General features: G+C 63.7%; 25 protein-coding genes. 7 read left to right on the forward strand and 18 right to left on the reverse strand.

Annotated features, from left to right (window positions below; all coding sequences use genetic code 11):
- Window positions 1-33 precede the first annotated feature (33 nt).
- Window positions 34-1,467, forward strand: a complete 1,434-nt coding sequence (gene iaaH / locus IVA75_RS29635; RefSeq protein ID WP_247284672.1) for an indoleacetamide hydrolase — start codon at window positions 34-36, stop codon at window positions 1,465-1,467.
- Here the strand turns inward: iaaH and IVA75_RS29640 are convergent.
- Complete coding sequence (locus tag IVA75_RS29640; RefSeq protein WP_247284673.1) at window positions 1,462-2,373, reverse strand: LysR family transcriptional regulator; 912 nt, start codon at window positions 2,371-2,373, stop codon at window positions 1,462-1,464. The genes iaaH and IVA75_RS29640 overlap by 6 nt on opposite strands.
- Window positions 2,374-2,648: 275 nt before the next feature.
- Between IVA75_RS29640 and IVA75_RS29645 the strand changes: the two genes are divergently transcribed.
- From IVA75_RS29645 to IVA75_RS29655, 3 genes are all read left to right on the forward strand, one after another.
- Complete coding sequence (locus IVA75_RS29645) at window positions 2,649-3,830, forward strand: HlyD family secretion protein (RefSeq protein ID WP_247284674.1); 1,182 nt, start codon at window positions 2,649-2,651, stop codon at window positions 3,828-3,830.
- Between the two features lie 114 nt (window positions 3,831-3,944).
- Window positions 3,945-5,561, forward strand: a complete 1,617-nt coding sequence (locus tag IVA75_RS29650) for an MDR family MFS transporter (RefSeq protein WP_247284675.1) — start codon at window positions 3,945-3,947, stop codon at window positions 5,559-5,561.
- 29 nt (window positions 5,562-5,590) lie between these two features.
- Window positions 5,591-6,052 (forward strand): carboxymuconolactone decarboxylase family protein, encoded by a 462-nt coding sequence (locus IVA75_RS29655; RefSeq protein ID WP_007615070.1) that lies wholly within the window; start codon window positions 5,591-5,593, stop codon window positions 6,050-6,052.
- A 126-nt stretch (window positions 6,053-6,178) separates the two neighbouring features.
- Here the strand turns inward: IVA75_RS29655 and IVA75_RS29660 are convergent, their stop codons facing one another.
- From IVA75_RS29660 to IVA75_RS29685, 6 genes are all read right to left on the reverse strand, one after another.
- On the reverse strand, window positions 6,179-7,039 hold the full coding sequence (locus IVA75_RS29660; RefSeq protein WP_247284676.1) for a D-amino-acid transaminase: 861 nt from the start codon (window positions 7,037-7,039) through the stop codon (window positions 6,179-6,181).
- A gap of 98 nt (window positions 7,040-7,137) precedes the next feature.
- Complete coding sequence (locus IVA75_RS29665; protein WP_007597027.1) at window positions 7,138-7,869, reverse strand: amino acid ABC transporter ATP-binding protein; 732 nt, start codon at window positions 7,867-7,869, stop codon at window positions 7,138-7,140.
- A gap of 8 nt (window positions 7,870-7,877) precedes the next feature.
- Entirely contained in the window at window positions 7,878-8,570 is a 693-nt protein-coding gene (locus tag IVA75_RS29670; protein WP_027565486.1) for an ABC transporter permease subunit, read from the reverse strand.
- 4 nt (window positions 8,571-8,574) lie between these two features.
- Entirely contained in the window at window positions 8,575-9,306 is a 732-nt protein-coding gene (locus IVA75_RS29675) for an amino acid ABC transporter permease (protein WP_027565487.1), read from the reverse strand.
- A 115-nt stretch (window positions 9,307-9,421) separates the two neighbouring features.
- Complete coding sequence (locus IVA75_RS29680; protein WP_027565488.1) at window positions 9,422-10,333, reverse strand: amino acid ABC transporter substrate-binding protein; 912 nt, start codon at window positions 10,331-10,333, stop codon at window positions 9,422-9,424.
- A 99-nt stretch (window positions 10,334-10,432) separates the two neighbouring features.
- A complete protein-coding gene (locus tag IVA75_RS29685) occupies window positions 10,433-11,842 on the reverse strand; it encodes a M20 family metallopeptidase (RefSeq protein WP_247284677.1) in 1,410 nt (469 codons plus the stop codon).
- A 241-nt stretch (window positions 11,843-12,083) separates the two neighbouring features.
- Between IVA75_RS29685 and IVA75_RS29690 the strand changes: the two genes are divergently transcribed.
- Window positions 12,084-13,463, forward strand: coding sequence for an LLM class flavin-dependent oxidoreductase (locus tag IVA75_RS29690; RefSeq protein ID WP_247284678.1), 1,380 nt, complete (start codon window positions 12,084-12,086; stop codon window positions 13,461-13,463).
- A 144-nt stretch (window positions 13,464-13,607) separates the two neighbouring features.
- Here IVA75_RS29690 and IVA75_RS29695 read toward each other — a convergent pair whose 3' ends face one another.
- The 5 genes from IVA75_RS29695 to IVA75_RS29715 form a co-directional block, all read right to left on the reverse strand.
- Window positions 13,608-15,269: a thiamine pyrophosphate-binding protein gene (locus IVA75_RS29695; RefSeq protein ID WP_247284679.1), complete on the reverse strand. Its 1,662-nt coding sequence runs from the start codon at window positions 15,267-15,269 to the stop codon at window positions 13,608-13,610.
- 108 nt (window positions 15,270-15,377) lie between these two features.
- Entirely contained in the window at window positions 15,378-15,881 is a 504-nt protein-coding gene (locus tag IVA75_RS29700) for a GFA family protein (protein ID WP_247284680.1), read from the reverse strand.
- A gap of 72 nt (window positions 15,882-15,953) precedes the next feature.
- On the reverse strand, window positions 15,954-17,081 hold the full coding sequence (locus tag IVA75_RS29705) for an alkene reductase (protein WP_247284681.1): 1,128 nt from the start codon (window positions 17,079-17,081) through the stop codon (window positions 15,954-15,956).
- A gap of 157 nt (window positions 17,082-17,238) precedes the next feature.
- On the reverse strand, window positions 17,239-18,102 hold the full coding sequence (locus IVA75_RS29710; RefSeq protein WP_247284682.1) for an outer membrane beta-barrel protein: 864 nt from the start codon (window positions 18,100-18,102) through the stop codon (window positions 17,239-17,241).
- Window positions 18,103-18,306: 204 nt separating this feature from the next.
- The gene (locus tag IVA75_RS29715; protein ID WP_247284683.1) at window positions 18,307-19,803 is read right to left on the reverse strand and encodes an aldehyde dehydrogenase family protein; all 1,497 of its coding nucleotides are present in this window, start codon (window positions 19,801-19,803) and stop codon (window positions 18,307-18,309) included.
- A gap of 196 nt (window positions 19,804-19,999) precedes the next feature.
- On the opposite strand from IVA75_RS29715, the gene IVA75_RS29720 reads away from it, so the two are divergent.
- Window positions 20,000-20,845, forward strand: a complete 846-nt coding sequence (locus IVA75_RS29720; RefSeq protein WP_247284684.1) for an SDR family NAD(P)-dependent oxidoreductase — start codon at window positions 20,000-20,002, stop codon at window positions 20,843-20,845.
- A 132-nt stretch (window positions 20,846-20,977) separates the two neighbouring features.
- Here the strand turns inward: IVA75_RS29720 and IVA75_RS29725 are convergent, their stop codons facing one another.
- From IVA75_RS29725 to IVA75_RS29750, 6 genes are all read right to left on the reverse strand, one after another.
- Window positions 20,978-21,184, reverse strand: a complete 207-nt coding sequence (locus IVA75_RS29725; protein WP_007615092.1) for a hypothetical protein — start codon at window positions 21,182-21,184, stop codon at window positions 20,978-20,980.
- 71 nt (window positions 21,185-21,255) lie between these two features.
- Window positions 21,256-21,669 (reverse strand): Rieske (2Fe-2S) protein, encoded by a 414-nt coding sequence (locus IVA75_RS29730; protein ID WP_027565497.1) that lies wholly within the window; start codon window positions 21,667-21,669, stop codon window positions 21,256-21,258.
- Between the two features lie 15 nt (window positions 21,670-21,684).
- A complete protein-coding gene (locus IVA75_RS29735; RefSeq protein ID WP_247284685.1) occupies window positions 21,685-22,797 on the reverse strand; it encodes an amidohydrolase family protein in 1,113 nt (370 codons plus the stop codon).
- Window positions 22,798-22,811: 14 nt separating this feature from the next.
- Window positions 22,812-23,876 (reverse strand): amidohydrolase family protein, encoded by a 1,065-nt coding sequence (locus IVA75_RS29740; RefSeq protein ID WP_247284686.1) that lies wholly within the window; start codon window positions 23,874-23,876, stop codon window positions 22,812-22,814.
- 227 nt (window positions 23,877-24,103) lie between these two features.
- Complete coding sequence (locus IVA75_RS29745) at window positions 24,104-24,379, reverse strand: YiaA/YiaB family inner membrane protein (protein ID WP_027565500.1); 276 nt, start codon at window positions 24,377-24,379, stop codon at window positions 24,104-24,106.
- Window positions 24,380-24,415: 36 nt separating this feature from the next.
- Entirely contained in the window at window positions 24,416-25,111 is a 696-nt protein-coding gene (locus IVA75_RS29750; protein ID WP_247284687.1) for a PspA/IM30 family protein, read from the reverse strand.
- Window positions 25,112-25,214: 103 nt separating this feature from the next.
- Between IVA75_RS29750 and IVA75_RS29755 the strand changes: the two genes are divergently transcribed.
- On the forward strand, window positions 25,215-25,823 hold the full coding sequence (locus tag IVA75_RS29755) for a TetR/AcrR family transcriptional regulator (protein WP_247284688.1): 609 nt from the start codon (window positions 25,215-25,217) through the stop codon (window positions 25,821-25,823).
- Window positions 25,824-25,928 lie beyond the last annotated feature (105 nt).

Below are 25,928 nucleotides of genomic sequence, written 5' to 3' on the forward strand. Positions count from 1 at the left end.
CCTGATGGCGCTCCTGCAACGGGGTGACGCCTCATGGATTTCGACCAGTTGACCCTGACCCAGGCTGTGGCCGACCTCCGCGCCGGAAAAATCACGAGCACCGCACTCACGACGGAAGCTCTCGCCCGCGCCACGGCCAATGCCGATCTGAATGCCTTCGTCACCCTGGACGAGGCCGGCGCCCTGAAAGCTGCGGCCGCATTCGACGCGAACGACAACAAGGACAACAAGGACAAGCCGCTCGGCGGCGTTCCCATCGTGATCAAGGACAATATCGAGGTCGCGGGACTCCCCTGCAGCGCGGGAACGCCAGCGCTGAAAAATTACGTTCCGAGGGCCGACGCGCCGGTGGTCGCAAAGCTGCGTACGGCGGGCGCGGTCATCATCGGCAAGACCAGCATGCACGAGCTCGCCTTCGGCATCTCCGGCTACAACACCGCATTCAAGACCGGCGCGGAGTTCGGCGTGCGCAACGCCTATGACCGCGCCCTGATTGCCGGCGGCTCCTCCTCCGGAACGGGCGCCGCGATCGGCGCACGGATCGTCGCGGGCGGGCTCGGCACCGACACTGGCGGATCGGTCAGGGTTCCCGCCGCGCTGAATGGATGTGCCTCGCTCCGCCCGACGGTCGGACGCTATCCGCAAGCTGGCATCGCGCCGATCTCGCACACCCGCGACACCGCGGGTCCGATGGCAGCGACCGCGGCGGATGTCGCGCTGCTCGACCGCGTCATTGCAGGCGGCGATGCCATCGCGCCGGCCGATCTGACGCTGGTGCGGATCGGCATCGTAAAGACGATGCTGAGCAATCTCGACGCCGACACCGACGCCGCATTCCAGGCAGCCCTCACGAAAATGAAGACGCAGGGCGTCACGATCGTTGAGATCGAGATGCCGCATCTGGCCGAACTCAACGGCCAGGTCGGCTTTCCCGTCGCGCTGTACGAGGCCTATGACGACATGGTGGCCTATCTGGCGCATAGCGCCACCGGCATCACCATTGACGCACTGGCGCGGGAGATCGCGAGCCCCGACGTCAAGGGCACCTATGACGGCCTCGTGATCCCGCGCAAGCTGCCAGGTCCAGACAATACGCTGGTCGATGCCGAGCCGATCTATGACGCGGCCATCAGGTCCGCGCGACCCGCCCTGCAGGCGCTCTACGGCAGGACCTTTACGGACAACCGGCTCGATGCCATCGCCTTCCCGACCACGCCGCGTATCGCCATTGCCTCCAATCCCGATTCCAGCAGCCTGGAGAATTTCGCCCTGTTCATCCAGAACACCGATCCCGGCAGCAATGCCGGCATTCCCGGCATCCAGATTCCGATCGCGCTCGGCGCCCGGAGCAAACTGCCGATCGGGCTTGAATTGGACGGCCCCGCGGGCAGCGATCGCAGCCTGCTTGCGATCGGCATGGCACTCGACGCCGTGTTCGAGCGATTGCCGCCGCCGCGCCACTCATGAATACGGATTGATCAGCTTCTGCTGCTCGGCGCTGTGATGCACGAGCATGTCGATGAAGGTCCTGACCTTCGCCGACAGATGATGCCGGTGCGGATAGACGGCGTTCATCGACATCTCGACCGGCCGGTACTCGGGCAGCAGTCGAACGAGCCGACCGGCTTCGAGATCGTCTCGAACGAGAAAGCCGGCCATCAGGCAGACGGCAGCGCCTTCCAGCGCCACCTTCCGCAAGGCCTCACCGCTGTTGGTGATGAAGCTGCCGGAAATCCGTGCCGATGCCGGCGCGCCCTTGCGATCGAAAAAGCGCCAATCGTCGCCGAAGGGATAGTTCAAATGGCGCCCGCAATTGTGCGCCGTGAGCTCATCGAGCTTCTGCACGCGACCGTGCTTGTCGAGATAATCGTGCGAGCAGCACAGCACGTGACGCCAGGTGGCAAGGCTGCGGACGATCAGGCTCGAATCCGGCGGCGCGGTCATGCGCAGGGCAACGTCGTAGCCTTCTTCGATGAGATCGATGTCGGCTTCGCCCATGCGCAGATCGATCTTGAGCTCTGGATAGGCCGACAGCAGCTTCGCCACCACGGGCGCGACGAACGGCACCATGTGCGTGGCGACGTGGATCCGCAGCGTCCCGCGCGGCACCGACTGCAATTCGCTCGCGATATCGTCGGCCTGTTCGATATCGGCGAGGATCTGGATGCAGCGGTCGTAGTAAGCCTTGCCGATCTCGGTGAGATTGACCTTACGCGTGGTGCGCTGAAGCAGCCTCACCCCGAGCCGGTCTTCCAGCGCCTGAACGTGATTGCTCACCATCGTGGTCGACATGTTGAGCTTGCGGGCTGCTGCAGAGAAGCCGCCGGTCTCGACCACCCGGCTAAAGACTTCGAGGCTCGTCAATCGGTCCATACCGACTGATTATCCGCTCTTGGTCGATAATCGCAAGGAATTCTGTCCGATTATCCATCAGATTAGCTCGCGCGCGGATGGCGGATGGGTTAGCCGCAATCCTGCGACAGAGGCGGCAATCGCTCTGGGGCAGTCGCACCTCCGGCTCGGTAGACCATACGCGAAGGCGGGATTCCCGGACTATCCACTCTCAGCGGATAATCCTTCCGGTATTTCGCTGATTATCGATCGCGCGAAGAAGACCGATAGTCTCAGCCACCCGACAGGAGACTGCCATGTCCGAGATGCCCCGCACCGAAAACTTCCAGCAAGCGACTGAGGTACTGCAAGCTTCACCGCCGGTGCCGGTGCGTGGTCCGACCCGGAATATGGTCCGGCGGGCGGCGTTGGCGCTCGCGTTCCTCGCGGGCACAGCAGCGATTGTCCATTACGGACACGACTACTGGGTCAACGGCCGTTATCTCGAGACAACCGACGACGCCTATGTGAAGGCCGACTCCACGATCGTCGCGCCAAAAGTCTCGGGCTACATCGCCAAGGTGCTGGTCAGCGACAACGAAAAGGTCAAAGCGGGCCAGCTGCTGGCGAAGATCGACGACCGTGACTTCAAGGCGGCGCTCGACCAGGCCCGCGCCGATGTCGCTGCGGCGGAAGCGTCGGTGCGCAACCTCGACGCCCAGCTCGAACTCCAGCAGCCGATCATCGAGCAGAGCACGGCCGATGTCGCTGCTGCCGACGCGAATCTGAAATTTGCGCAGGAGGAGCGCGCCCGCTACGACGATTTGATGAAGTCGGGATCCGGCACGATTCAGCGCGCACAACAGACTGACGCCGCGTTGCGCGCCAGCAACGCGCAACTGCAACATGCCAGGTCGGGCCTTGTGGCCGCGCAACGCAAGATCGACGTGCTCACCACCCAGCGCGCGCAGGCCATAGCCCAGCTCGAGCACGCGCGCGCGGTCGCGGAGCAGGCAACCCTGAATCTCTCCTACACCGAGATTACGGCGCCGGTCGACGGCACGGTCGGCGCCCGCTCACTGCGCGTGGGACAGTTCGTGCAAGCCGGCACGCAATTGATGGCGGTGGTGCCGCTCGATGCAGTCTATGTCGTGGCGAATTTCAAGGAGACGCAGCTCACTCATGTCCGCGCCGGCCAACCAGTCGAGCTGCACGTCGACAGTTTTCGCAATCAGACCCTGCGCGGCCATGTCGACAGCCTTTCGCCGGCGAGCGGCCTTGAATTCGCACTGCTGCCGCCCGACAACGCCACCGGCAATTTCACCAAGATCGTGCAACGGGTGCCGGTGAAGATCGTGCTCGACGACCACAGCTTGACCGGGCTGCTGCGCCCCGGCATGTCCGCGGCGCCCACTATCGACACCAAACAGGCCGTCATGGCCGAGCGCGAGACGGCCAAGCGCCTCGCCGACAATGCGACGCGACCCAACGGAGGCTAAAGGCCCACTCCGGCAGCAATATCAAGTCCTGCCGGATGATCCTTCCCACGCTTCCCCATGATCGAAGCCATCCGCCTGATGCATCCTGTCTCCGTACCCGAGACGAGGCCCTTCATGAGCACGCTCCAACCCGCCCTGAACGCCGCTTCCGCCGCCAGCTTTCCTGCTCCGGCCGCGGCCGCCACGCCGGTGGTTTCCACCAAGACCTGGATTGCCGTGATCGGCGCGACACTCGGCGCCTTCATGGCGGTGCTGAACATCCAGATCGTCAATGCCTCGCTCGCCGACATCCAGGGCGCGATCGGCGCCGGCATCGACGATGGCGGCTGGATCTCGACCTCTTATCTGATCGCGGAGATCGTGGTCATCCCGCTCTCGGGCTGGCTGGCGCAGGTGTTCTCGATCCGCATTTATCTGCTCACCAACGCGGTCCTGTTCCTGATCCTGTCGGCCGCCTGTGCGCTGGCGCAGGACCTGCCGCAGATGATCGTGCTGCGGGCAGTGCAAGGTTTTACCGGCGGCGTGCTGATTCCGATGGCGTTCACGCTCATCATCACATTGCTGCCGCGCGGAAAGCAGCCGGTCGGCCTTGCGCTGTTCGCGCTGTCGGCGACGTTCGCGCCCGCGATCGGCCCGACCATCGGCGGCTATCTCACCGAAAATTTTGGCTGGCAGTACATCTTCTACGTCAATGTCGTCCCGGGCGGGATCATGCTCGGCATGCTCTGGTACGCGCTCGATGCAAAGCCCATGAAGCTTGGGCTGCTGCGCGACGGCGACTGGGCCGGCATCATCGCCATGGCGATCGGACTGTCGGCGCTGCAGACCGTGCTCGAGGAAGGCAACAAGGACGACTGGTTCGGCTCGCCCTTCATCGTCAAGCTGTCCGTTATCGCGATCGTGGCGCTGATCGCCTTCCTGATCATCGAGCTCACTGTGAAGAAGCCGCTCCTCAACCTGCGCCTGCTGGTCCGCCGCAATTTCGGCTTCGGCATGCTCGCGAACTTCCTGCTGGGAATCGCGCTCTACGGCTCGGTGTTCATCCTGCCGCAATATCTGGCCCGCATCCAAGGCTACAATGCCGAGCAGATCGGCATGGTGCTGGCATGGACGGGCCTGCCGCAGCTCCTGCTGATCCCGCTGGTGCCGCGGCTGATGCAGAAGCTCGATGCGCGGCTCATCATCGGCGTCGGCTTCGTCCTGTTCGCGGCTTCCAACTTCATGAACATCTACATGACCGGCAACTATGCCGCCGATCAATTGCTCTGGCCCAATGTGGTTCGTGCGATCGGCCAGGCGCTGGTGATGGCGCCACTGTCTGCGGTGGCGACCTCAGGCATTGAACCGGAGAACGCGGGCTCGGCCTCCGGCCTGTTCAACATGATGCGCAATCTCGGCGGCGCCGTCGGTATCGCGTTGTTGCAGACCCTGCTGACCAAGCGCGAGCAGTATCACTCCAACGTGCTGATGCAGTCGGTCTCGCTGTTCGAGCAGACGACGCGGACACGGCTGGAACAGCTCACCCAATACTTCGTCAATCACGGCATTCTCGACCGGGCGGACGCGTTGCATCGCGCCTATGTTGCGATCGGCCATATCGTGCAGAAGCAGGCCTATATCCTCGCCTTCAGCGACACCTTCTATCTGCTCGGCGTGGCACTGATCGTCGCGCTGATCGCCACCCTCTTCCTGAAGAAGGCCGGCCCCGCCTCGGCCGGCGGCGCCCACTGACATCACCCCAGCAAGCAAGGAGAACGACCATGAAACCCCGCATGAATTTCTACCAGGCCGCACCCGACACGATGAAGGCGCTGATGGCGCTGGAAGAGCAGATCCAGTCGACCGGCCTCGAGAAATCGCTGATCGAGCTCGTCAAGATCCGCGCGTCGCAGATCAACGGCTGTGCCTTCTGCATCAACATGCATACCGAGGACGCCCGCAAGCGCGGCGAGACCGAGCAACGCATCTATCTGCTCAACGCCTGGCGCGAATCCCCGCTCTACACTGACCGCGAGCGCGCCGCGCTGGCCTGGACCGAATCGGTGACGCTGATTTCCGAGACCCACGCGCCCGATGACGTCTACGAGCAGGTCCGCGCGCAATTCTCCGACGCGGAGACGGTGAACCTGACCATGCTGATCGGCGCCATCAATGCCTGGAACAGGATCGCGATCGCGTTCCGTGCGGTTCATCCGGTGAAGGTGAAGGCGTCGGTGGCGTAAGATGTTCTTGGCTGTCATGCCCCGCGCAGGCGGGCATCCAGTATTCCAGAGACAGCGAGATTAATCACCGCCCGCGCGGCGTACTGGATCGCCCGCCTTCGCGGGCGATGACACCGAGTGCGCCGCTTAAATCGCCGTCGCCTTGGCGAACTCCACGTAGATCTCGCGCAGCCGCGCGGCAAGCGGGCCGGGCTTGCCGTCGCCGACCTTCTTGCCGTCGATCGCAACCACCGGCTGGACGAACAGCGACGCCGAGGTGGCAAAGGCTTCCTTGGCGGCGAGCGCCTCGGCGACCGTGAAGGAACGCTCCTCGACGCGGAGCTGACGCTCTTCCGCCAGCGCCACCACCGCCTTGCGGGTGCAGCCCGGCAGGATCGCGTTGGAGTTCTTTCGGGTCACGATGACGTCGTCCTGGGTCAGGATGAACGCCGAAGACGAGCCGCCTTCGGTGACGTAGCCGTCTTCCAGCATCCAGGCCTCGCCCGCACCGGCTTCGGCCGCGGCCTGCTTTGCCAGCACTTGCGCGAGCAGTGCCACGCTCTTGATGTCGCGCCGCTCCCAGCGGATGTCGGGCACGGTGATCACGTTGATGCCGGTCTTGGCCGAGGCGGCGTTGATGATGTCCTTCTCCGACGTGAACATCACCAGGCTCGACTTGACGTCGCCCTTGGGGAAGGCGAAGTCGCGGCCCTTGTCGGCGCCGCGGGTGACCTGAAGATAGACGAGCCCGTTCTCGACATTGTTGCGCGCGATCAGCTCCTTCTGGAGCTCGGTGATGCGCTCGACCGTCTCGGGCAGCTTCAGCTGGATCTCGCCGACCGAGCGCTCCAGCCGCGTCAGATGCGAGGCATTGTCGATCAGCTTGCCGTCGAGCACGGCCGAGACCTCGTAGATGCCGTCGGCAAACAGGAAGCCGCGATCGAGCACCGAAATTTTGGCGTCCGAGAGCGGGACGAATGAGCCGTTGACATAGGCGATCGGATCCAAGGCAGGTCTCCTGGCGGGAAGAGAGATTTGGTGCGGTTATACCGGATTTGGCGACGCCCTGAAACCCGCCTTCGGCGCATCCCGGAATAACGCGAGAATTAATGCGATAGGATCTTCGACAAGAACTTCTGCGCGCGGTCGCTGCGGGGCTTGCCGAAGAAATCGTCCTTCGGGGCGTCCTCGACGATCTCGCCGCGGTCCATGAAGATCACGCGGTTGGCAACCTTGCGGGCAAAGCCCATCTCGTGGGTGACGACCATCATGGTCATGCCCTCATGGGCGAGGTCCACCATGACGTCGAGCACCTCGCTCACCATTTCGGGGTCGAGCGCCGAGGTCGGCTCGTCGAACAGCATGACAATGGGATCCATTGCGAGCGCGCGAGCGATCGCCACTCGCTGCTGCTGGCCACCGGACAGGTTCGCGGGATACTTTTGCGCCTGCTCCTTCAGGCCGACGCGCTCCAGCAACTGCATGCCTTTTGCCATCGCCTTGTCGCGCGACCGGTCGAGCACCTTCTGCTGTGCGAGACAGAGATTGTCGATGATCTTCAGATGCGGAAACAGCTCGAAATGCTGAAACACCATGCCGACACGCGAGCGCAGCTTGGGCAGATTGGTCTTGGGATCGTTGACCTTGGTACCATCGACGCTGATGTCGCCTTTCTGGAATGGCTCCAGCGCGTTAACGCATTTGATCAGCGTCGACTTGCCTGATCCCGAGGGACCGCAGACCACGACCACCTCGCCCTTGGTGACGCTGGTGGTGCAGTCGGTCAGCACCTGGAAGCTCGGGCTGTACCATTTGTCGACGTGGCTGATCTCGATCATGACAAACTCTATCGAATGATGGCGATGCGCGCCTGCAGGCGGCGAACGCCGAAGGACGCAACACAGGAAATGGTGAAGTAGACGATCGCTGCGAACAGATACATTTCGACCAGACGGCCGTCGCGCTGCGCGACCTTGCTCGCGGCACCGAGGAAATCGGTGATCGACAGCACGTAAACCAGCGAGGTGTCCTGGAACAGCACGATGGTCTGCGTGATCAGGACCGGCAGCATGTTACGGAAGGCCTGCGGCAGCACGACGTAGCGCATGGTCTGGGCGTAGGTCAGGCCAAGCGCGTTGGCTGCGGCCGGCTGACCGCGCGAGATCGACTGGATGCCGGCACGCATGATCTCGGAGAAGTACGCGGCCTCGAACAAGATGAAGGTGATGAGCGAGGACGCGAACGCGCCGACACTGATCGGGCGCGACGCGCCGGTCACCCACTGCCCGATATAGGGCACCAGGAAGTAGAACCAGAAGATCACCAGCACCAGCGGCAGCGAGCGCATGAAGTCGACATAGACCCCGGCGATGCGGCCCAGGATCTTGAAGCCAGACAGCCGCATCAGCGCGATTGCCGTGCCGAAGATCAGGCCGCCGAGCGCCGCAAGTCCCGTGAGCATCAGCGTGAACGTCATGCCCTCGTAGAACAGATAAGGCAGCGTGCGGCGGATGACGTCGAAATCGAAATTGCTGAACATGGTGCTATTTCCCCGTGATGTAGCCGGGGATCGCGACGTAGCGCTCGAGGAAGCGCATTGCGGTCACGACGACGGCGTTGACGAGGAGATAGAGAAGGGTCGCGGCGGTGAAGGCCTCGAACACCTGGAACGAGAATTCCTGCATCGAGCGCGCCTGTCCGGTCAACTCAAGCAAGCCGATGGTGATGGCCACAGCCGTGTTCTTGATGGTGTTGAGGAACTCGGACGTCAGCGGCGGCAGGATGATGCGAAAAGCCATCGGCAGCAAGATGTAGCGATAAGCCTGCAAGGTCGTCAGGCCGAGCGCGGTCGCCGCCATTTTCTGGCCGCGTGGGAGCGATCCGATGCCGGCCTGCAACTGCACGGCGACGCGCGCCGACATGAAGAACCCGATGCCGATCGCCGCCGTCCAGAACGGCGCATTCGGCAGCTGCTTCAGCCAGAGGCCGGCAGATTTCGGCAGCAGTTCCGGCAGCACGAAGAACCACAGGAAGAGCTGCACCAGCAGCGGCATGTTGCGGAAGAATTCGACATAGGCAAAGCCGAACCAGTACGCTCCCTTCGACGGCAGCGTGCGCATCACGCCGACGATCGAGCCCATGATCAGCGCGATGATCCATGCGAGCGCACCCGTCTTGAGGGTCAGCACCAGGCCCGACAACAGCATGTCGAGATAGGTGCCGGTCCCCATCGGGTTCGGCTCGAAGAAAATTCCCCAGTTCCAGTGGTAGTTCACGTGTCCCCCGCGCGAACGCGCCAGTCATGGATGTCCTGGCGCCTATGCAAATGTCCGGCCACCTTGGAGTCAAGATGGCCGGACACGATCCGGATCGAAAGATCGCGGTTATAGCTTACTTATAATCGTCCGGGTTCGGCGAGTCGGTCGGCTTGGCGAACTCGTTCTTCAGCTCGGCCGAGATCGGGGTGTTGAGGTTCAGACCCTTCGGCGGGATCTTCTGGGTGAACCACTTCTCGTAGATCTTCTGGCCTTCCCCGGAAGTATAGAGCGCTGCGGTCGCCGCATCGACCACCTTCTTGAACGCCGCGTCGTCCTTGCGCAGCATGATGCCGTAGGGCTCAGGCTTGGAGAACGCGTCCTTGGAGATGACGTAGTCGTCGGGCGACTTCGAGCCGGCAACGAGGCTCGCGAGCAGGATGTCGTCCATCACGAAGGCGACGGCGCGGTCGGTCTCGACCATCAGGAAGGATTCGGCGTGGTCCTTGGCCGGGATGATGTTGGCGCCGAGGCTTTTCGCAACATTGGCTTCGGTGAGCTGCTTGATGTTGGTGGTGCCGGCGGTCGAGACCACCGTCTTGCCCTTGAGATCGTCGATCGACTTCAGGCCGCTCGACTTCTTGAAGACGTAGCGGCTGGCGGTCAGGTAATGGGTGTTGGTGAAGGCAACCTGCTTCTGCCGCTCGGCATTGTTGGTGGTCGAGCCGCATTCGAGGTCGATGGTGCCGTTGGCCATCAGCGGAATACGCGTCGCCGAGGTCACCGGATTGAGCTTGACCTCGAGCTTGTCGAGCTTGAGCTCCTTCTTCACGGCGTCGACGATCTTGTAGCAGATGTCCATCGCGAACCCGATGGGCTTCTGGTTGTCATCGAGATAGGAGAACGGGATCGAGGAGTCGCGGAAGCCGAGCGTAATGGCGCCGGTGTCCTTGATGTTCTTCAGCGTGCCGGTCAGCTCCTCGGCCCCGGCCTGGCTGACAGCGAAGGTCGCGGCGAGCGCGAGGCCGATGCTACGGAAATGTTTCACTTTTGGGTCCCCTTTCAGGATGATGCCGGCGGGATGCAAGCACAAATTGGATTGGAATAGAATGTGACTTTTGGCTGGATCGCGGCTCCGGTTAACGGCTCAGGCCGGCGGGCGCGTTAGCGGGCTTGTTAGCGGGCTTGGCAATTCCCCGAGATCCCAGAACAGGCCGGCCATCACCGTCAAGGCCTCTTCGGTCAATGGCAGCAGGATGTGCTCATTGGGCGCATGCTGGGAGCAGCCGGGATAGGAGTGCGGCACCCAGATCGTCGGCAGGCCCAGGATCTCGGAGAACACGTCGTTGGGCAACGAGCCGCCGAAATTGGGCAGTACCGCCGGGACCTTGCCGGTGGTCTGACGAACCGAATCCGCCGCCCATGTGATCCAGGGGCTGTCGAAATCCGTGCGCGAGGCGGCAAAGCTCTGCGCCGCCCGCACCTCGACCATCGGAAAGCCCTTCTGCGCCAGATGCGCGCGGATCGCCTCGATCAGCCCATCGATCCTGGTGCCGACCACGAAACGCAGTTGCAGCACGGCATTGGCGTGGCCGGGAATGGCGTTGGCCGGCTTCTCGATATTGCCCGACGACATCGCCAGCACTTCGAGCGTGTTCCAGGCGTAGAGCCGCTCGGCCGCCGAAAGACCCTCCTCGCCCCAGCCCTCGGCCAACGCCGGCTCGTCCTCGGTCGGCACCACCTGCACGTCCGCAAGATAACTGCGGATCTGGTTGGTGAGGCGCGGCGGCTTCAGCGCATCCAGCTGAAGGCGGCCGTGGCCGTCGACCAGCGTCGAGATCGCGTTGACCAGAATGGTCGCGGGGTTGGCGAGCACACCGCCCCAATTGCCGGAGTGATGGCCGCCGTCGCGAAGGTTCACATCGAGATGAATGCGGATGCCGCCGCGGCAGCCGAGGAACAGGGTGGGACGGTCGGCGGACAGGCGCGGCCCGTCGGAGGCCATGAACAGATCGGCCTTGAGCGCATCGCGATTGAGATCGCAGACCTTGCCGAGATCCGGCGAACCGATCTCCTCGCCCATCTCGACGATGAACTTGGCGTTGAAGCCGAGCTTGCCGCCGCGGGCCTCGCGCACCGCGCGGAGTGCGGCCATGTTGATGCTGTGCTGCCCCTTATTGTCGGCCGTGCCGCGACCGTAAAGACGCGTGCCCGAAACCGTGGTGCGCCAGGGATCGCGGCCGTCGCGCCACTCGCCTTCCATGCCGTCGACGACGTCGCCATGGCCGTAGATCAGCACGGTCGGCGCCGTCTCGCTCTCGTGGTGTTCTGCGAACAGGAACGGCGCCTTGCCGCTGGGAGATTCGATCATCCGGCTTTGGAAATCGAGCGCGGCGAAAGCGGGCACCATCTCCTGTTCCAGATAGGCGCGCAGCTCGACGCTCCGGTTCGGATTCTGGCTCTCGGTCCGGTAGGCGACGCGACGGTCGAGTTCAGCGAGGAACGCGCCGGATTTGAAATCGTCACGGGCGCGGGCGATGGCATCGGCTCTGGTCATTATTTTCTTTTTTAGGTTGCGAGGCGAAGGAGCATACCCGATACGGGCAGGCCTCCGAAAGTGGCGGGGACTTCGATAGTCTTGGGATTTCGTTCTTGCTCTCTTGAGATTGGCTTGCCAAGCGCGGCAGCGCCGCTGATTTTGGCCTTGCCAACGTCGCGCTATATGCAAGAACTTCGCCAAGTTCGGGCGCAGCTCTATCATTCGAAGAGCGCCCGGTACAGGGCGCCGGGGGACCATCATGGCCAAGCAGATCAGGCTCAATGCATTTGCGATGAATTGCGTCGCGCACCAATCACCGGGCTTGTGGACCCATCCGCGTGACCGCACTGCCGAATATAACCGCCTGCCCTACTGGATCGATCTTGCCAAAACGCTGGAGCGCGGCCGTTTCGACGGACTGTTCCTGGCCGACGTGCTCGGCGTCTATGACGTCTACGGCAACAGTCCTGACGCAGCCTTGCGCAATGCAGCCCAGTCGCCATCGAACGATCCGCTGCTGCTGCTGTCGGCAATGGCGGCGGTCACGCAGAATCTCGGCTTCGGCGTCACCAGCAATCTTTCCTTCGAGCCGCCCTATCCGTTCGCGCGGCGGATGTCGACGCTCGATCATCTTACCGAGGGGCGTATCGGCTGGAATGTCGTCACCGGCTATCTCGACAGCGCCGCGCGCGGCGCCGGCAAGGACAAGCAGATCGGGCACGACGACCGCTACGAGATCGCCGACGAATATATGGAGGTCGTCTACAAGCTCTGGGAAGGAAGCTGGGAGGACGACGCCGTGCTGCGCGACCGCACGCGCGGCATCTTTACCGATCCCACAAAGGTCCATCGCGTCAACCACGAGGGCGCCAACTACCGCATCAATAACACCATCCACCTGAGCGAACCGTCGCCGCAGCGGACGCCCGTGCTGTACCAGGCCGGCACCTCGCCGCGCGGACGGAGGTTCGCGGCACAGCACGCCGAATGCGTGTTCATGTCGGGGCCGTCGGCCAAGGTGATCGCGCCGCGGGTGTCGGCGATCCGTCAGGAGGCCGCCGCGTTCGGGCGCAATCCGGCGGAAATCCTGATGTTCTCGATGATGACGATCATCCTCGGGCGGACGGAGGCCGAGGCGAACGAAAAATATGCCGACTATCGGCGCCACATCAGCCCCGAGGGCGCGCTCGCGCTGATGTCGGGATGGACCGGAATCGACTTCTCCGGCTACGAGCTCGATCAGCAGGTGCGCCATGTCCAGAACGACGCCGGCCGCAGCGCACTGGATAACGTCACCCGCGCCGATCCCGATCGCGTCTGGACCGTGCGCGACGTCATCGAGCATGTCGGCGTCGGCGGCGCCGGTCCCGTCGTGGTCGGCACGCCGGAGATGGTCGCGGACAAGATCGAGGCGTGGTTCGAGGCGACCGATGTCGACGGCCTCAACGTCGCCTTCGCGATCTCACCCGGCGATTTCGAGGACATCGCCGACATGCTGGTGCCGGAGCTGACGCGGCGTGGGCGGTACAAGCCGGAATATGCAAAGGGCACGCTGCGGGAGAAGCTGTTCGGCGAAGGGCGTGCAAGGCTGGGTGCGCCGCATCCGGCGGCGGGGTTCAGGGTGGGGAGGAAGGGGTAGAGCCACCGCAGTCGTCCTGGCGAAAGCCAGGACCCATAACCCCAGGGAGCAGTTTGGCGAAGCCTGATCGTTCAGGATTAGCACCACCCGCAATCGATAGATCACGCGGTATGGGTCCCGGCCTTCGCCGGGACGACCCCAGGGCTACACCTTCCCGTCCACCATCACCTCGATCAGCTTCGTGCCAGGCCGGCCGAACGCCGACACCAGCGTCGCCTTCAACTCGCGGGGATCGCTGACCTTGATCGCCTCGCATCCCAACGCCTTCGCCACGCCCGCGAAATCCACCGGGGGATCGACGAAATCCATGCCGACGTAATTATCGTCGCCATGGAAGGCGAGCAGGCGCTGCTTGATGATGCGGTAGCCGCCATTGTTGGCAATGACGACATTGAGCGGCAGCTTGTGATGCGCCGCCGTCCACAGCGACTGGATCGAATACATCGCGCTGCCGTCGCCGGAGAAGCAGACGACGGGGCGATCGGGATTGGCGATGCTGGCGCCGACGGAGGCCGGCAGGCCCCAGCCGATGCCGCCGGAGGCAAGGCCGTGATAGCCGAAGCGGTCGCGGTGCGCACGCAGCGCCGTGATCTGGCGGCTCGAAGTGAGGCCTTCGTCAACGAGGATGGCATTGGCTGGCATGGCCTCGACCATCTGCAGCACCAGCCAGTCCGGATCGATGGGGCTGCGGTTCGCGGCCTTCCCGATCTGCTCGACCAGCGCGGTGCGCCTTGCGGTCCAGTTCTTCGGCGCGAGCTCGGCGAGACGTTGCCTCGCACGTTGCGCCAGGGCAGCGCCGCCCATCTCCTTCAACACCGGGATCAGCGCGCGCAGCGTTTCCTTCAAATCCGCCTTCAGCGCGATCTCGGCACCGTAGTTCTTGGCGATCTCCCAATCGCCGAGGCCGATCTGCACGATGCCAAGGCCCTCCGGCAGCGCATCGACCTCGCTGTAGACCGACATCCGCAGGGGATCGCCGCCGAGCGCGATCAAGAGGTCGTACGGCGCAAGCGTGTCGCGCGCGACTTTCTGAACCCGTGCCAGCGTGCCGACGAAGCTCGGGCTCTCCGAGAGGAAGTGCGAGCCGTAGGGCGTCGAGGATTGGTACGCGGCCGCGCCCAAAAGCTCGGCGAGTTCGGCGGCCTCCTTCAGCGCATCGCTCTTCACCACCTCGTCCATGGTGACGATCACGGGACGCTCGGCCCTCAGTAGTCGCGCGGCGAACGCCTTGAGTGCCTCATCCGATGGCCTTGTGCGAGCGTCGATGCGGGTGGAGCGACCGAGATCGATACCGGCCTCGCTGTTGAGGATGTCGCCGGGCAACGAAATGAACACCGGCCCGGTCGGCGGCGTGGTCGCGACTTTTGCGGCGCGGCGCACGATGCGCGGCAGATCCTCGAGCCGGGTCACCTCGACCGCCCATTTCACCAGCGGCTCGGCCATGCGCACCAGCGGGCCGTAGAGCACCGGCTCCATCAGTCCGTGGCCCTGCTCCTGCTGGCCCGCGGTGAGGATCATCGGCGTGCCCGTGAACTGGGCGTTGTAGAGCGAGCCCATCGCGTTGCCGAGGCCGGGCGCGACATGGACGTTGCATGCGACGAGCTTTCCGGAGGCGCGGCTATAGCCATCCGCGATCGCCACCACCAGGCTCTCCTGCATCGCCATCACATAGGTGAGATCGGGATGGTCCTTCAGCGCGTGCATGATCGGCAGTTCGGTGGTGCCGGGATTGCCGAACAGATGCGTGATGCCCTCGTCCTTGAGCAGCGCGAGAAAGGCGGAGCGGCCGGTGATCTTGTTCTTCATGTTTCCTCCAGAGGCGGACGTTGCCGCAAGGCAGGAAGCATGATGGCCGAAATCGCGGGAGGCGCGCAAGGAAGCGCGGTCATGGCTGCGTTGCGTGGGCGCAGCACGCTACATCTCCTCGCGCCCCAGCTCGAACGGATCCTCGCCGCCCGCCCGCTTCTTCTTTTTCGAGCGCTGCCAGACCACACCGGGAAAGCCCTTCAACGGTACCAGCGGCTCGCCGGTATAGGTCCATTCCTGCAGCTCCTCGATCGCGATGTGATAGAGCGGCTGGCGGCCGGTGCGCTCTTTGAACAGCGCACGGGGGATGTTGACCATGTGCGGCCCGCGCGGGCGCTCATATGCGATCGGCGTGCCGCAATGCGCGCAGAAGCTGCGCGCGGTCTTCGTTGTCTTATCTTCGTAGCGGGTCAGCGCCGTCTTGCCTGCGGTGATGCGAAACCGTTTCTTCCAGCTTCCGACATAGGTCGCATAGGCAGCGCCGTGGGCGCGACGGCTGGCAGCGGAGTGATCGTGCCAGGCCCAGCGTGCGGGAACGTCGATCTCGAAGGTGACCTTGCCGCAGAGGCATTGGCCGGTGGCAACTCCTGCGGCAGCTGCGGCTTTGGCCATGGGTGCTTCCCTCATCGCTCGCAATGACGGAATTCGTGGTGTCCGTCGGGGCAACACAATAACTCAGCAGCGTCAGACCGGCGTCAGCTCGTCATACACCGGATAGTCCGTATAGCCCTTCTCCTCGCCGCCGTAGAACGTCGCACGGTTATACGGCGTGAGAGGGTAGTCGTGCTGCAGGCGGCGCGGCAGATCGGGGTTGGAGATGAAGATGCGGCCGAAGGCGATGAGGTCGGCGTGTCCCTCTGCGATCGCGGCGTTCGCCGTCTCGCCCGTAAACCCGCCTGCCGTCATCAGCACGCCGCTGTAGAGCGGGCGGAATAGCAGCATTGCCGACGGCACGTTCTGCCAGTTGACTTCGGCGCGCCCGGAGCCGCTGGAGCGCGGTTCGATGAAATGCAGATAGGCGAGACCGAGCTTGTCGAGCGCCTTGACCACGTGCGTGTAGAGCGGCATCGGATCGGGCTCGCCGGAATCATTGGCGATGCCGTGGGGCGACAGCCGCACGCCGACGCGGCCCGCGCCCCAGACGTCGATCGCCGCCTGGGTCACTTCGAGCAGAAGCCGCGCGCGGTTCTCGATCGAACCGCCATATTGATCGGTGCGCTGGTTGCTGCGTGATTGCAGGAATTGCTCGAGCAGATAGCCGTTGGCGCCGTGGATCTCGACGCCGTCGAAGCCCGCGGCCAGCGCGTTCTTCGCACCCTGCCTGAAGGCCTCGACGATGCCCATGACCTCGTTCGTCTCCAGCGCGCGCGGCGTCTCATAGTCGGAGATCTTGCCGTCGGCGGTCATTGCCTTCATGCCTTCGGCCTTGATCGCGATCGCCGACGCCGAGACCGGCAGCTCCCCGCCGTGGAAGGAAGAATGCGAGACGCGGCCCACGTGCCAGAGCTGGAGAAAGATGATGCCGCCCTTGGCGTGCACGGCGTCGACAACCTTGCGCCAGCCCGCGATCTGCGTCTCCGAATAGATGCCGGGCGTCGCCGGATTACCGCGACCATGCGAGAGCACAGGCGAGGCCTCGGCAATGAGCAGGCCGCCTTGGGTGGCGCGCTGACCATAATATTCGGCATTGAGCGGCCGCGGCGAAAAGCTCTCGCGCTCGGCTCGCATGCGCGTCAACGGCGCCATCGCGACGCGGTGCGCGAGCTTGTACGGACCGACCTGCAACGGTTGAAACAACGCCTCGAATTTCATTCCGGCCCCAAAATGATTGGATGAGAGGACGGGGATCATAAGAGAAAGGTCCGCAGCTCGGAAGCTGCACGGGGGAATGGCTGGCCAGCCAAAAGAGGCGGCGAATAAAAGAAGCCCCGGGGCCGGGCCCGGGGCTTTCGTCTATTCGGATTGCAGGTCAGTATTTCGCAACGACCGCGCCTGGGCCGAACTTGTAGTTCAAGCCAACACGCGCGATGTGGCCCGTGAAATTCGCGGTAGAGTCAAAGCCACGCGCCGGGCCGGGCGTGAACGGGAACAGCGGATTGAAGATGGTGTATTTCTCGCTGCCGAGATCGTAGTAGAGATATTCGAGCTTGACGCTCCAGTTCGACGCAATGCGGTACTCGCCGCCGCCGCCGACCGTCCAGCCCACGCGCCAGCTTTCCACCGCGCCTGCGCTACAGATCACATTGAGGCAAGGCGTGCCGCTCCCACCCGTAGGATCCACGATCGACGTCGACGCCTTGACATGCCCATAGGCAAGACCGCCGGTCGCGTACAGCATCAAGTCGGGCACAACGGTGGCACCGATCCGGCCGCGCACGGTCCCCAGCCAGTCGACCTTCTGATCTTGCGTGGTCATGATCGTCGGGAAGACCGGCAAGGTTCGGGTCACCGTTGAGCTACCCTTGGTGTCGGCCGCCGCAATATCGGCTTCGACGCCCCACACCAACGAGCCCGTCTGCACATTGTAGCCGGCCTGCAAGCCGCCCAGCACACCACGCGCGTCTGTTGCCAGCGAAGCCGGGACAAGGCCGCCCGCCAGTGCGACGTCGAGCACGCCCGCAGTGAAGACCGGATCATGGGGCGCGAGATTGTTCGCACCATCGCCCCACCCATACCCGACATTCACGCCGGCGTAGAAGCCCGACCAGTTGTAGGCAACGGGCAGTGGCGACGCCTTGTACGCTGGCGCACGTGCGGTCATATCGGCCGCAAGAGCGGGCTGCGCCGAGGCGACGCCCAAAGCCACAAACACGATCGGAGCAAAGCGAAGCATTATCGAGATTCCAATTCCGAAGATTGACGTTGACCAGAACTAACCGGCCGACATTCGAAATGGGATAGCAAGCCTTGCAAAATCGCGGACAACGCGAGCTTTCAAAATCGCATGTAGCGTCCGGGCAACAACCTTTGGTCGCCGCAAGCGGACTCGCGTCGCCGCAGGCAAGACCGATCGCTGAAGTCCGGACGCGATGGCGCGTCAGGCCGTCTTGATCCAGACGGCCTTCACGTTGAGATATTCCTCGACGTGCTGCTTGCCGGATTCGCGGCCGTAGCCGCTCATCTTGTAGCCGCCGAAGGGCACAGCCGGGTCCATCGCCTGGTAGCAGTTCACCCACACCGAACCGGCACGGAGCCTCTTCGCGACCGCATGCGCCTTGCTGACGTCCCGCGTCCACAGGCCCGAGCCGAGACCGAACGTGGTGGCGTTGGCGCGCTTGACCAGCTCGTCCATGTCCTTGAACGCGATCGCGGAGATGACGGGACCAAAGATCTCCTCTTGCGCAATGCGCATGTTGTCCTGGACGCCAGCGAACACCGTCGGCGACACGAAGAAGCCTTTTGCAAGCGCGCCTTCGGTGACGCGACCACCGCCGGCGAGCGCCTTAGCGCCTTCCTTCTGGCCGATGTCGAGATAGCTGGTGACGCGCTCGAGCTGCTGCTCGGAGACCAGCGGTCCGATCTGGGTGTTGGGATCGAGGCCGTTGCCGACCTGCAGCTTCTTGCCGAACTCGGCAACACGTCCGACGAATTCCTCGTAGATCGGCTGCTCGACGAACAGCCGGGTGCCGGCGCTGCAGATTTGCCCCGAATTGGCGAACACCGCCATCGCGGCGCCCGGCACGGCCGCATCGAGATCGGCATCCGCGAACACGATGTCCGGCGACTTGCCGCCGAGCTCAAGCGAGACGCGCTTGAGGTTGCCGGCCGAGGCGCGGATGATCGACTGGCCCGTGACATGCGAGCCGGTGAAAGCAACCTTGTCGACGTCGTGGTGCGAGGCAAGCGCGGCGCCCGCGGTCTCGCCGTAGCCGGGCACGACGTTGATGACGCCGGCCGGAACGCCCGCCTCCATCGCGAGCTCGGCGATGCGCAGCGAGGTCAGCGGCGCCTCCTCGGCGGGCTTGAGCACGACGGTGCAGCCGGTCGCGATCGCCGGACCGATCTTCCAGATCGTCGCAGTCAGGGGACCGTTCCAGGGAATGATGGCGCCGACGACGCCGATCGGCTCCTTCAGCGTGTAGGAAAAGATCTCGCCGGGCAGCGAGTTCTCGATGGTCTCGCCATGAATCGCGGTGGTCTGGCCGGCATAATAGCGCAGCATGCCGACAGCGCGCAGGCGATAGGCACGGGTACGGCTGAGCGGCGCGCCCATGTCGAGCGTGTCGAGCTGCGACAATTCGTCGAAATTCTTCTCGACGAGGTCGGCAAGCTTCAGGAGCAGATTCTGCCGCTCGAACGGCTTGACCTTGCTCCAGGGACCTTCAAAGGCGCGGCGGGCGGCAGCAACTGCGCGATCGATATCTTCCTTGTCGCCCTCCGCCACTGTTGCAAGCAGTTCGCCGGTCGCGGGGTTGTGGGTCTCGAAGCGCTTGCCGGAGGCAGCATCGACCCACTTCCCGTCGATCAGCATCTGCTTGTAGGACCCGTTGGCGAACGGATGGCGCGTGATCGGAATAGCCTGCGACACAGCCATGGCTGAACTCCCTGTCAAATGATTGATTGGTTCGATCTGGGCGGGATCGTTAAGTCGATAGAATACTGCGATGCCGGACAGGCGTAAAGGAGAGGCGTAAAGTCGGCGCGGAACGAAGACCTCCCATGCCGACTTGTGCAGGGTCGCGCGAGTGCCATGTTATGGCACGACCGAGCCCCTCCCCGGAGACCGATCCATGCCGCACCCCGCCATCGTCAAAGACAATGTTGCCGTGATCACCGGCGGTGCGTCCGGCATCGGATTCGCCGCCGCCGCAGCCTTCGCGCGCGACGGAATGAAGGTGTGTATCGCCGATGTGGATCAGGCGGGACTGGCGGATGCCGCGACAAGACTCTCATCCCTGACGTCCGCCACACACGTGATGACCTTCGCGATTGACGTCAGCAAGGCCGAGAGCGTGATGGAACTGGAGCGCGCCGTGCGCGAGCGCTTCGGCGGCACCGACATCCTCATGAACAACGCGGGCATCCAGCCCGGCAGTACGCTGTTCGGCGAACCCGACAACTGGCAGCGCATCATCGGCGTCAACATGTGGGGCATCATCAACGGCTCGCGCATCTTCGCGCCCAACATGGTCGCGCGCGGCAGGGCGGGGCTCATCATCAACACCGGCTCGAAGCAGGGCATCACCACCCCGCCCGGCGATCCCGCCTACAACGTCTCCAAGGCCGGCGTGAAAGCTTTTACGGAAGCGCTCCAACATGAGCTGCGCAACACTGCGGGTTGCCGCATCACCGCGCATCTGCTGATTCCCGGCTTCGTCTTTACGGGCCTTACCGCGAAGGGCCGGACGGAGAAGCCGGCCGGCGCATGGACGGCCGAGCAGACCGTGAATTTCATGCTGATGCGGCTGGAGGCCGGCGATTTCTACATCCTGTGCCCGGACAACGATGTCCCGCGCGCGCTCGACGAAAAGCGCATGCTGTGGGCCGCCGGCGATATCGTGGAGAATCGCCCGCCGCTGTCACGCTGGCATCCGGACCATGCGGATGCATTCGCGAAGTTCGTGAAGGGGGATTAGGCTGTTTGATCCTCATGGTGAGGAGCGCGGAATGCGCGCGTCTCGAACCATGCAGGCCCGGTTGGGCCTCGATCCTTCGAGACGCCCGCTTCCAGCGGGCTCCTCAGGATGAGGGTTTACACGGGGGACGCTCTACAGCGTCTCTTGCTGATGCCCGCAATTCTTGCAGGCGAACTTGATGCGGGTCTGGCCCTTTGGCGCCTGCACGCGGTTCGGGGCGCCGCATTTACCGCAGACGGCCTCGATGCGGGTATCGCCCTGCTTGACGACGACGGTTTTCTTTTCCATCGATTCGCGGATCAGGCGCTCGGCCTCCTCACGCAGGGATTGTTTGGACAAAGCTCGTCTCCGCCATAAATGCGGGCGAGGCTTATCCCACCTGCGGCGAAATCACAATCCGAAACGGCTGCTCAGACCTCGACAATCACGTAGCTGTCCTCGACATGCACCGGAAACGTCTCGGCGACATACGGACCTTTCTGGAGTTCCTCGCCCCGCTCCACCGCGACCGGATATGACCTAATCTTGACGCGCTTCGGGTCGAACCAGGATTGGCCGTTGCGCATGTCGAACTCCCAGCCATGCCAGGGACAGCGCAGCATCTCGCCGACGCGCGAGCGCTGATAGATGCCGGGCTCGGGCGAGGTCAGTCGCGCGACACAGGCCGCTTTCTCCAGCGGCGCGCCTTCGTGCGGACAGCGGTTCAGCAAAGCGAAGAACTCGCCATTGACGTGGAACACGACAATGTCGCGGCCGGCGACATCGACGACCTTGTTGCCACCGGGTGGGATCTCCGAGGTGGACGCGACGATGTGACGGGCCATACCGTGCAGACCTCCTCAGAACTTATAGACCGCGCGGGCATTGGTGCTGAAGATCTTCTTTCGCTCGGCTTCCGTCAGCGGCGTCTTGAAGGCGAAGCGCGGATCGTCGAAATCCCAGTGGGGATAGTCCGACGAGAACAGGAGACGATCGATGCCGACCCATTCGATCAGCGAGCGCAGGTGCCGGGCTTCGTCAGGTTCGTCGATCGGCTGCGTCGTGAACCAGAAATGCTCGCGGACATATTCTGACGGCTTGCGCTTTAGATGCGGCACCTCGCTGCGGAAGCGCTCGAAATGCTGGTCCATCCGCCACACCGCGGACGGGATCCAACCGAAGCCGCCCTCGATGAAGACGAACTTCAATTTTGGAAAGCGCTCCGGCACGCCCTCGATCACGAGGCTGGCAAGCTGCGCCGCAATCGTGTGCGCGTTGGACTGGTGCTCCTCGACATAATAGGACGGCCAGCCGCCACCGGTCGGCGCATGCCCGCCATAGCCGCCGACATGGATGCCGAGCGGCAAGCCCAGCGCCTGCGCACGTTCGTAGATGGGCCAATAGCGGCGGCGGCCGAGCGGCTCGTTGGCGCGCGGCGAGACGTTGATCTGGACGTACTCGCCGATTTTCGCGCAGCGTTCGATCTCGGCAATGGCGAGATCAACGCCGTCCTGGCCGACCAGGATCGAAGCTTTCAGACGCGGGTCGCGATGCGACCAGAACGCCAGTTGCCAGTCGTTGATGGCGCGCTGGATCGCGGCGCCGAATTCGAGGTTCTGCTGCGAGAAGATGAAGAGATCGAGCACCTGCAAAATCCCGAACTCGACGTCGAGCGGATCGAGATGCTGCTTCTGCATGAAGGCGAGATCCGAGCCGGGCGGTCCGCCGGTCGGCGGCCAGGCATCGCGGCGCGCGATCAGCGGCGAGGAGCGCGGATAGGGCGTGGTGAACAGATAGGGCGTGCGCAAATGGCTGCCATATTCCTTCAGATGCTGCTGCCAGCGTTTGGGCAAGAACTCGTTGAGGTCGTCGGGCGAATGCAGGCTCGGATGGACGTCGCAATCGACGATGCGCAGCCGCGAAGCGGCGGGCTTCTCGTCTTCCCGCAGCGGGCGGTCGATGACCTCATCCATGCGAACCTCCAAAGTCAGTTGGCGAGCGACAGCCGCGGAAACGTCTCCAGCGGGTTGTCGACGCACATCTTCGAGATAATGCTATTCGGCAGGTTCGGCGGGATCGGATCGTCGCCGTCGAACTGCCAGTGCGGATAGTCGGACGCGAACAGGAACATCTTTTCCGAGCCGATCTGGTCGATGATCTCCTCGACGCTTCTGGCGTCGCCCGGCGCATCAAACGGCTGCATGGTGACGCGGAAATTCTCGCGAATGATCTCAGCCGGCTCGCGCTCGACCCAGGGCACCTCGACGCGCACTCCGCGCCAGGTCTTGTTGGCGCGCCACATGAAGGCCGGCAGCCAGCTTACGCCGGATTCCATCAGCACGACCTTGAGGTTCGGAAACTTGCCGAACACGCCCTCATAGATCAGGCTCAAGATCTGCGCCTGAAACGCCTGCGCCTCGACGAAGTAATATTCGTAGCGGTGCGACGGCCATCCGGCCGAACTCGGCGCCTGCCGATATTGCGTGCCGGCGTGGATCGCGAGCGGCAGCTTGTACTTTTCCGCGAGCCGATAGACCGGCCAGAAATGCCGCCGTCCCAAGAGCGTCTCGCCCTGTGCCAGCACGAGGATCGAGACGAAGCGGTGATCGCCGGCGCGACGTTCGATCTCGTCGACCGCCAAATCCGGGTCCTGCATCGGCACCACGATCGAGGCACGCAAGCGCGGATCGCGCGACAGCCACTCAGTCGCGATCCAGTCGTTGATCGCCTTGCAGAAGTCGGCCGCCATGTAGGGATCGAACACGGCCTGAGCGCCGTAGAGCACGTTGAGAATCGCGTGGCTGGCACCCAACTGCTCGAATGCGCCCTTCTGTACCATCGCAAGATCGGAACCCGGCTTTGCGCCGTTCGCCGGACGCCAGTCGGTACGGCCCGCCAGCGGCATGCTCGGTGGATAGGAGGTGAGATCGAGTCCATCGATGGCGCGGCTCACCACCTGCTCTTTCCAGTGATCGCTGAGATAGGGCAGCAGCGTCGTGCGCGTGCCACCAACCGCCGGGTGGATGTCGCAGTCGATGCGCGTCGCTGCCATGAGGTTCCTCGCCGAGATCTTGTAAGCACATCTTATTGGCGGCGTTCTTGTGCGCCGCCTGTGAAGACTGCCCCTGCCCGTGCGGTTGCGCAAGAGCGCACGCCCGCGCGATCGTCATGGCTATGTTGCATTTCGCGGGCGCGATATGAGGTGTGGCGAAATGCGTTCCGACGCCGAAGCCGCGGAGCGCATTGCTCCGCTGCTTCCTTGCGGATTGTCTATGCCAGTCAAGCAGCCTTGGAGACTTCCATCAGCAGACGTTCCGCCTTGGCATCCTCGATGCGGTTCACCATCCGGCTACTTTCATGGTTGTCGCGGACCGTCTTGGTCAGGGTGATGCAAGTCTGGATCAGCATGACGATGCCCATGGTGAGATAACCCTTCATCCAGAGGTCGATCGGGAGGAAGAAGATGCCGATGGCAATGAGGAACGCGGAGGCTGCGAAGGACGCGTAAGTGAAAGTCACCCAGGCGCCGCTGTGGGGCTGGCCGTTCTGGTTCATGATGGTCTCCTGTTGGTTCGAATGATGGAGTTGGGATCAGGCAGTCGGCATGCGCTTGGACTTCAACCGCGCCAGCACGTCGTCCGCGGTCGTCTTGAGCCGGGGGCCAAAACCCTGCTCGGCGAGTTTTTCGGCGGTGGCGAGCGGACCGGTGGCCGCATCGAGCTCGACCAGCGCGTCGTCGGCGGCCTGGGCTTCCATCTGCCGCTCACGAAGTCGCCTCAAAGTGCTCTCCGCCTCCGGCAGCGTGGATTCGTAGGGGCGTGCCGCCTCGATGCCGCTGCGGCGAAGCGAGCGCACCGCCTCCGAGGCACGGGCGACGCGGCGGCCGCGGTCGAGCTCGGTGATGCGGGCCTGCGCGCTTGCGACGTGCCGCTTCAGCCGCGCGATTTCGGTTGCGAACAGCGCACGTGCCGTCAGTGCCGCATCGCGATCGGCCTCAAGGCCTGCGATGGCTTCGGCGGCATCGTTGGCGAGATCATCCCGGCCGCCATCGAGCGCCGCAACCGCGCGGGTCTCGAGATCGGCGATGCGGGCGATGGTCGCCTGGAGCTTGCGATCTTCCTGCTGGTCCTGTGCGATCGCCAGCGCCAGCGTCCGTTTGCCGCGCTCGACGGCGGCGGCCGCGTCGCGCATCTGTTGATCGAGGATCAGAAGGGCCGTCCGGTCTTCCAGCTCCTCGCCAGCGGCGGCTACGCTGCCGCGGAAAAGTGTCACTACGGTCTTGAACATCTGAAGCTCCCTGTTATGAGCGTTGCTCACGGATGGTTTGTAGCAAGAAACTTGAACATCGTTCAACAAATATTTTGAGCAATGCTCATAAATTTGGCTGTAGATGACTAAAGCATTGGAACGCCGAGAGAAACTTCGGTTCGATTTGATCCTGGCGGCGGAACGAATGATCGCCGACAGGGGATTGGCGGGCCTGAAAACCCGCGATCTCGCCCGCGAGATCGGCTGCGCCAACGGCGCGGTCTACAATCTCGTCGCCGATGTGGATGAGCTGATCCTGCGCGTGGGCTCGCGCACTTTGCGTCGGCTCGACCAGGCGCTGAGCACAGCGGAAAGCGCGGGCGAGCCGTCGCCACAGGAGACTCTGGTCCGCATCGCCCTCGCCTATTGCGATTTCGCCGCGGAAAATCTCGAACTCTGGCGCGCGCTGTTCGAGCACCGCATGGACCCCGACAAGCCCCTCCCCGACTGGTCCATCGACGACCAGCTGCAGCTGTTTCGCCACGTCTACCAGCCGCTGGCCGCGCTGTTTCCACAACGTAGTCGGGAGGAGCTCGGCATCACCGCGCGCAGCCTGTTCTCGGCGGTGCATGGCATGGTGGCGCTGGGCCTGGAGCAGAAGCTGGTCGCGGTACCGCTGCCGGCGCTCCGGAAGGAAATCGCGGACCTGGTGCGCGCGATGATTGACGGACTGATCGCGCGGGCGGCGTAGAGGCCGGGACAGCACAGCTCAACTGTCGGCCACGCCTGACTAAAATTTCACCTGTCGCGGCGCATGCAGCGCGCCTAGCTTCGCGAGGTTCACGCCTCTCTCCGG

Origin of the sequence: Bradyrhizobium sp. 134 (assembly GCF_023074155.1) — a bacterium.
In the GTDB taxonomy this organism is placed as follows: Bacteria; Pseudomonadota; Alphaproteobacteria; order Rhizobiales; family Xanthobacteraceae; genus Bradyrhizobium.

Coding starts and splice junctions, on each gene's coding strand:
- IVA75_RS29695 (WP_247284679.1), bottom strand. CDS start 15,269: ATGAAGAACAAGATCACCGGCCGCTCCGCCTTTCTCGCGCTGCTCAAG.
- IVA75_RS29735 (WP_247284685.1), bottom strand. CDS start 22,797: ATGGATGAGGTCATCGACCGCCCGCTGCGGGAAGACGAGAAGCCCGCC.
- IVA75_RS29730 (WP_027565497.1), bottom strand. CDS start 21,669: ATGGCCCGTCACATCGTCGCGTCCACCTCGGAGATCCCACCCGGTGGC.
- IVA75_RS29655 (WP_007615070.1), top strand. CDS start 5,591: ATGAAACCCCGCATGAATTTCTACCAGGCCGCACCCGACACGATGAAG.
- IVA75_RS29755 (WP_247284688.1), top strand. CDS start 25,215: ATGACTAAAGCATTGGAACGCCGAGAGAAACTTCGGTTCGATTTGATC.
- IVA75_RS29710 (WP_247284682.1), bottom strand. CDS start 18,102: ATGCTTCGCTTTGCTCCGATCGTGTTTGTGGCTTTGGGCGTCGCCTCG.
- iaaH (WP_247284672.1), top strand. CDS start 34: ATGGATTTCGACCAGTTGACCCTGACCCAGGCTGTGGCCGACCTCCGC.
- IVA75_RS29700 (WP_247284680.1), bottom strand. CDS start 15,881: ATGGCCAAAGCCGCAGCTGCCGCAGGAGTTGCCACCGGCCAATGCCTC.
- IVA75_RS29750 (WP_247284687.1), bottom strand. CDS start 25,111: ATGTTCAAGACCGTAGTGACACTTTTCCGCGGCAGCGTAGCCGCCGCT.
- IVA75_RS29740 (WP_247284686.1), bottom strand. CDS start 23,876: ATGGCAGCGACGCGCATCGACTGCGACATCCACCCGGCGGTTGGTGGC.
- IVA75_RS29640 (WP_247284673.1), bottom strand. CDS start 2,373: ATGGACCGATTGACGAGCCTCGAAGTCTTTAGCCGGGTGGTCGAGACC.
- IVA75_RS29670 (WP_027565486.1), bottom strand. CDS start 8,570: ATGTTCAGCAATTTCGATTTCGACGTCATCCGCCGCACGCTGCCTTAT.
- IVA75_RS29720 (WP_247284684.1), top strand. CDS start 20,000: ATGCCGCACCCCGCCATCGTCAAAGACAATGTTGCCGTGATCACCGGC.
- IVA75_RS29690 (WP_247284678.1), top strand. CDS start 12,084: ATGGCCAAGCAGATCAGGCTCAATGCATTTGCGATGAATTGCGTCGCG.
- IVA75_RS29685 (WP_247284677.1), bottom strand. CDS start 11,842: ATGACCAGAGCCGATGCCATCGCCCGCGCCCGTGACGATTTCAAATCC.
- IVA75_RS29745 (WP_027565500.1), bottom strand. CDS start 24,379: ATGAACCAGAACGGCCAGCCCCACAGCGGCGCCTGGGTGACTTTCACT.
- IVA75_RS29715 (WP_247284683.1), bottom strand. CDS start 19,803: ATGGCTGTGTCGCAGGCTATTCCGATCACGCGCCATCCGTTCGCCAAC.
- IVA75_RS29650 (WP_247284675.1), top strand. CDS start 3,945: ATGAGCACGCTCCAACCCGCCCTGAACGCCGCTTCCGCCGCCAGCTTT.
- IVA75_RS29665 (WP_007597027.1), bottom strand. CDS start 7,869: ATGATCGAGATCAGCCACGTCGACAAATGGTACAGCCCGAGCTTCCAG.
- IVA75_RS29645 (WP_247284674.1), top strand. CDS start 2,649: ATGTCCGAGATGCCCCGCACCGAAAACTTCCAGCAAGCGACTGAGGTA.
- IVA75_RS29705 (WP_247284681.1), bottom strand. CDS start 17,081: ATGAAATTCGAGGCGTTGTTTCAACCGTTGCAGGTCGGTCCGTACAAG.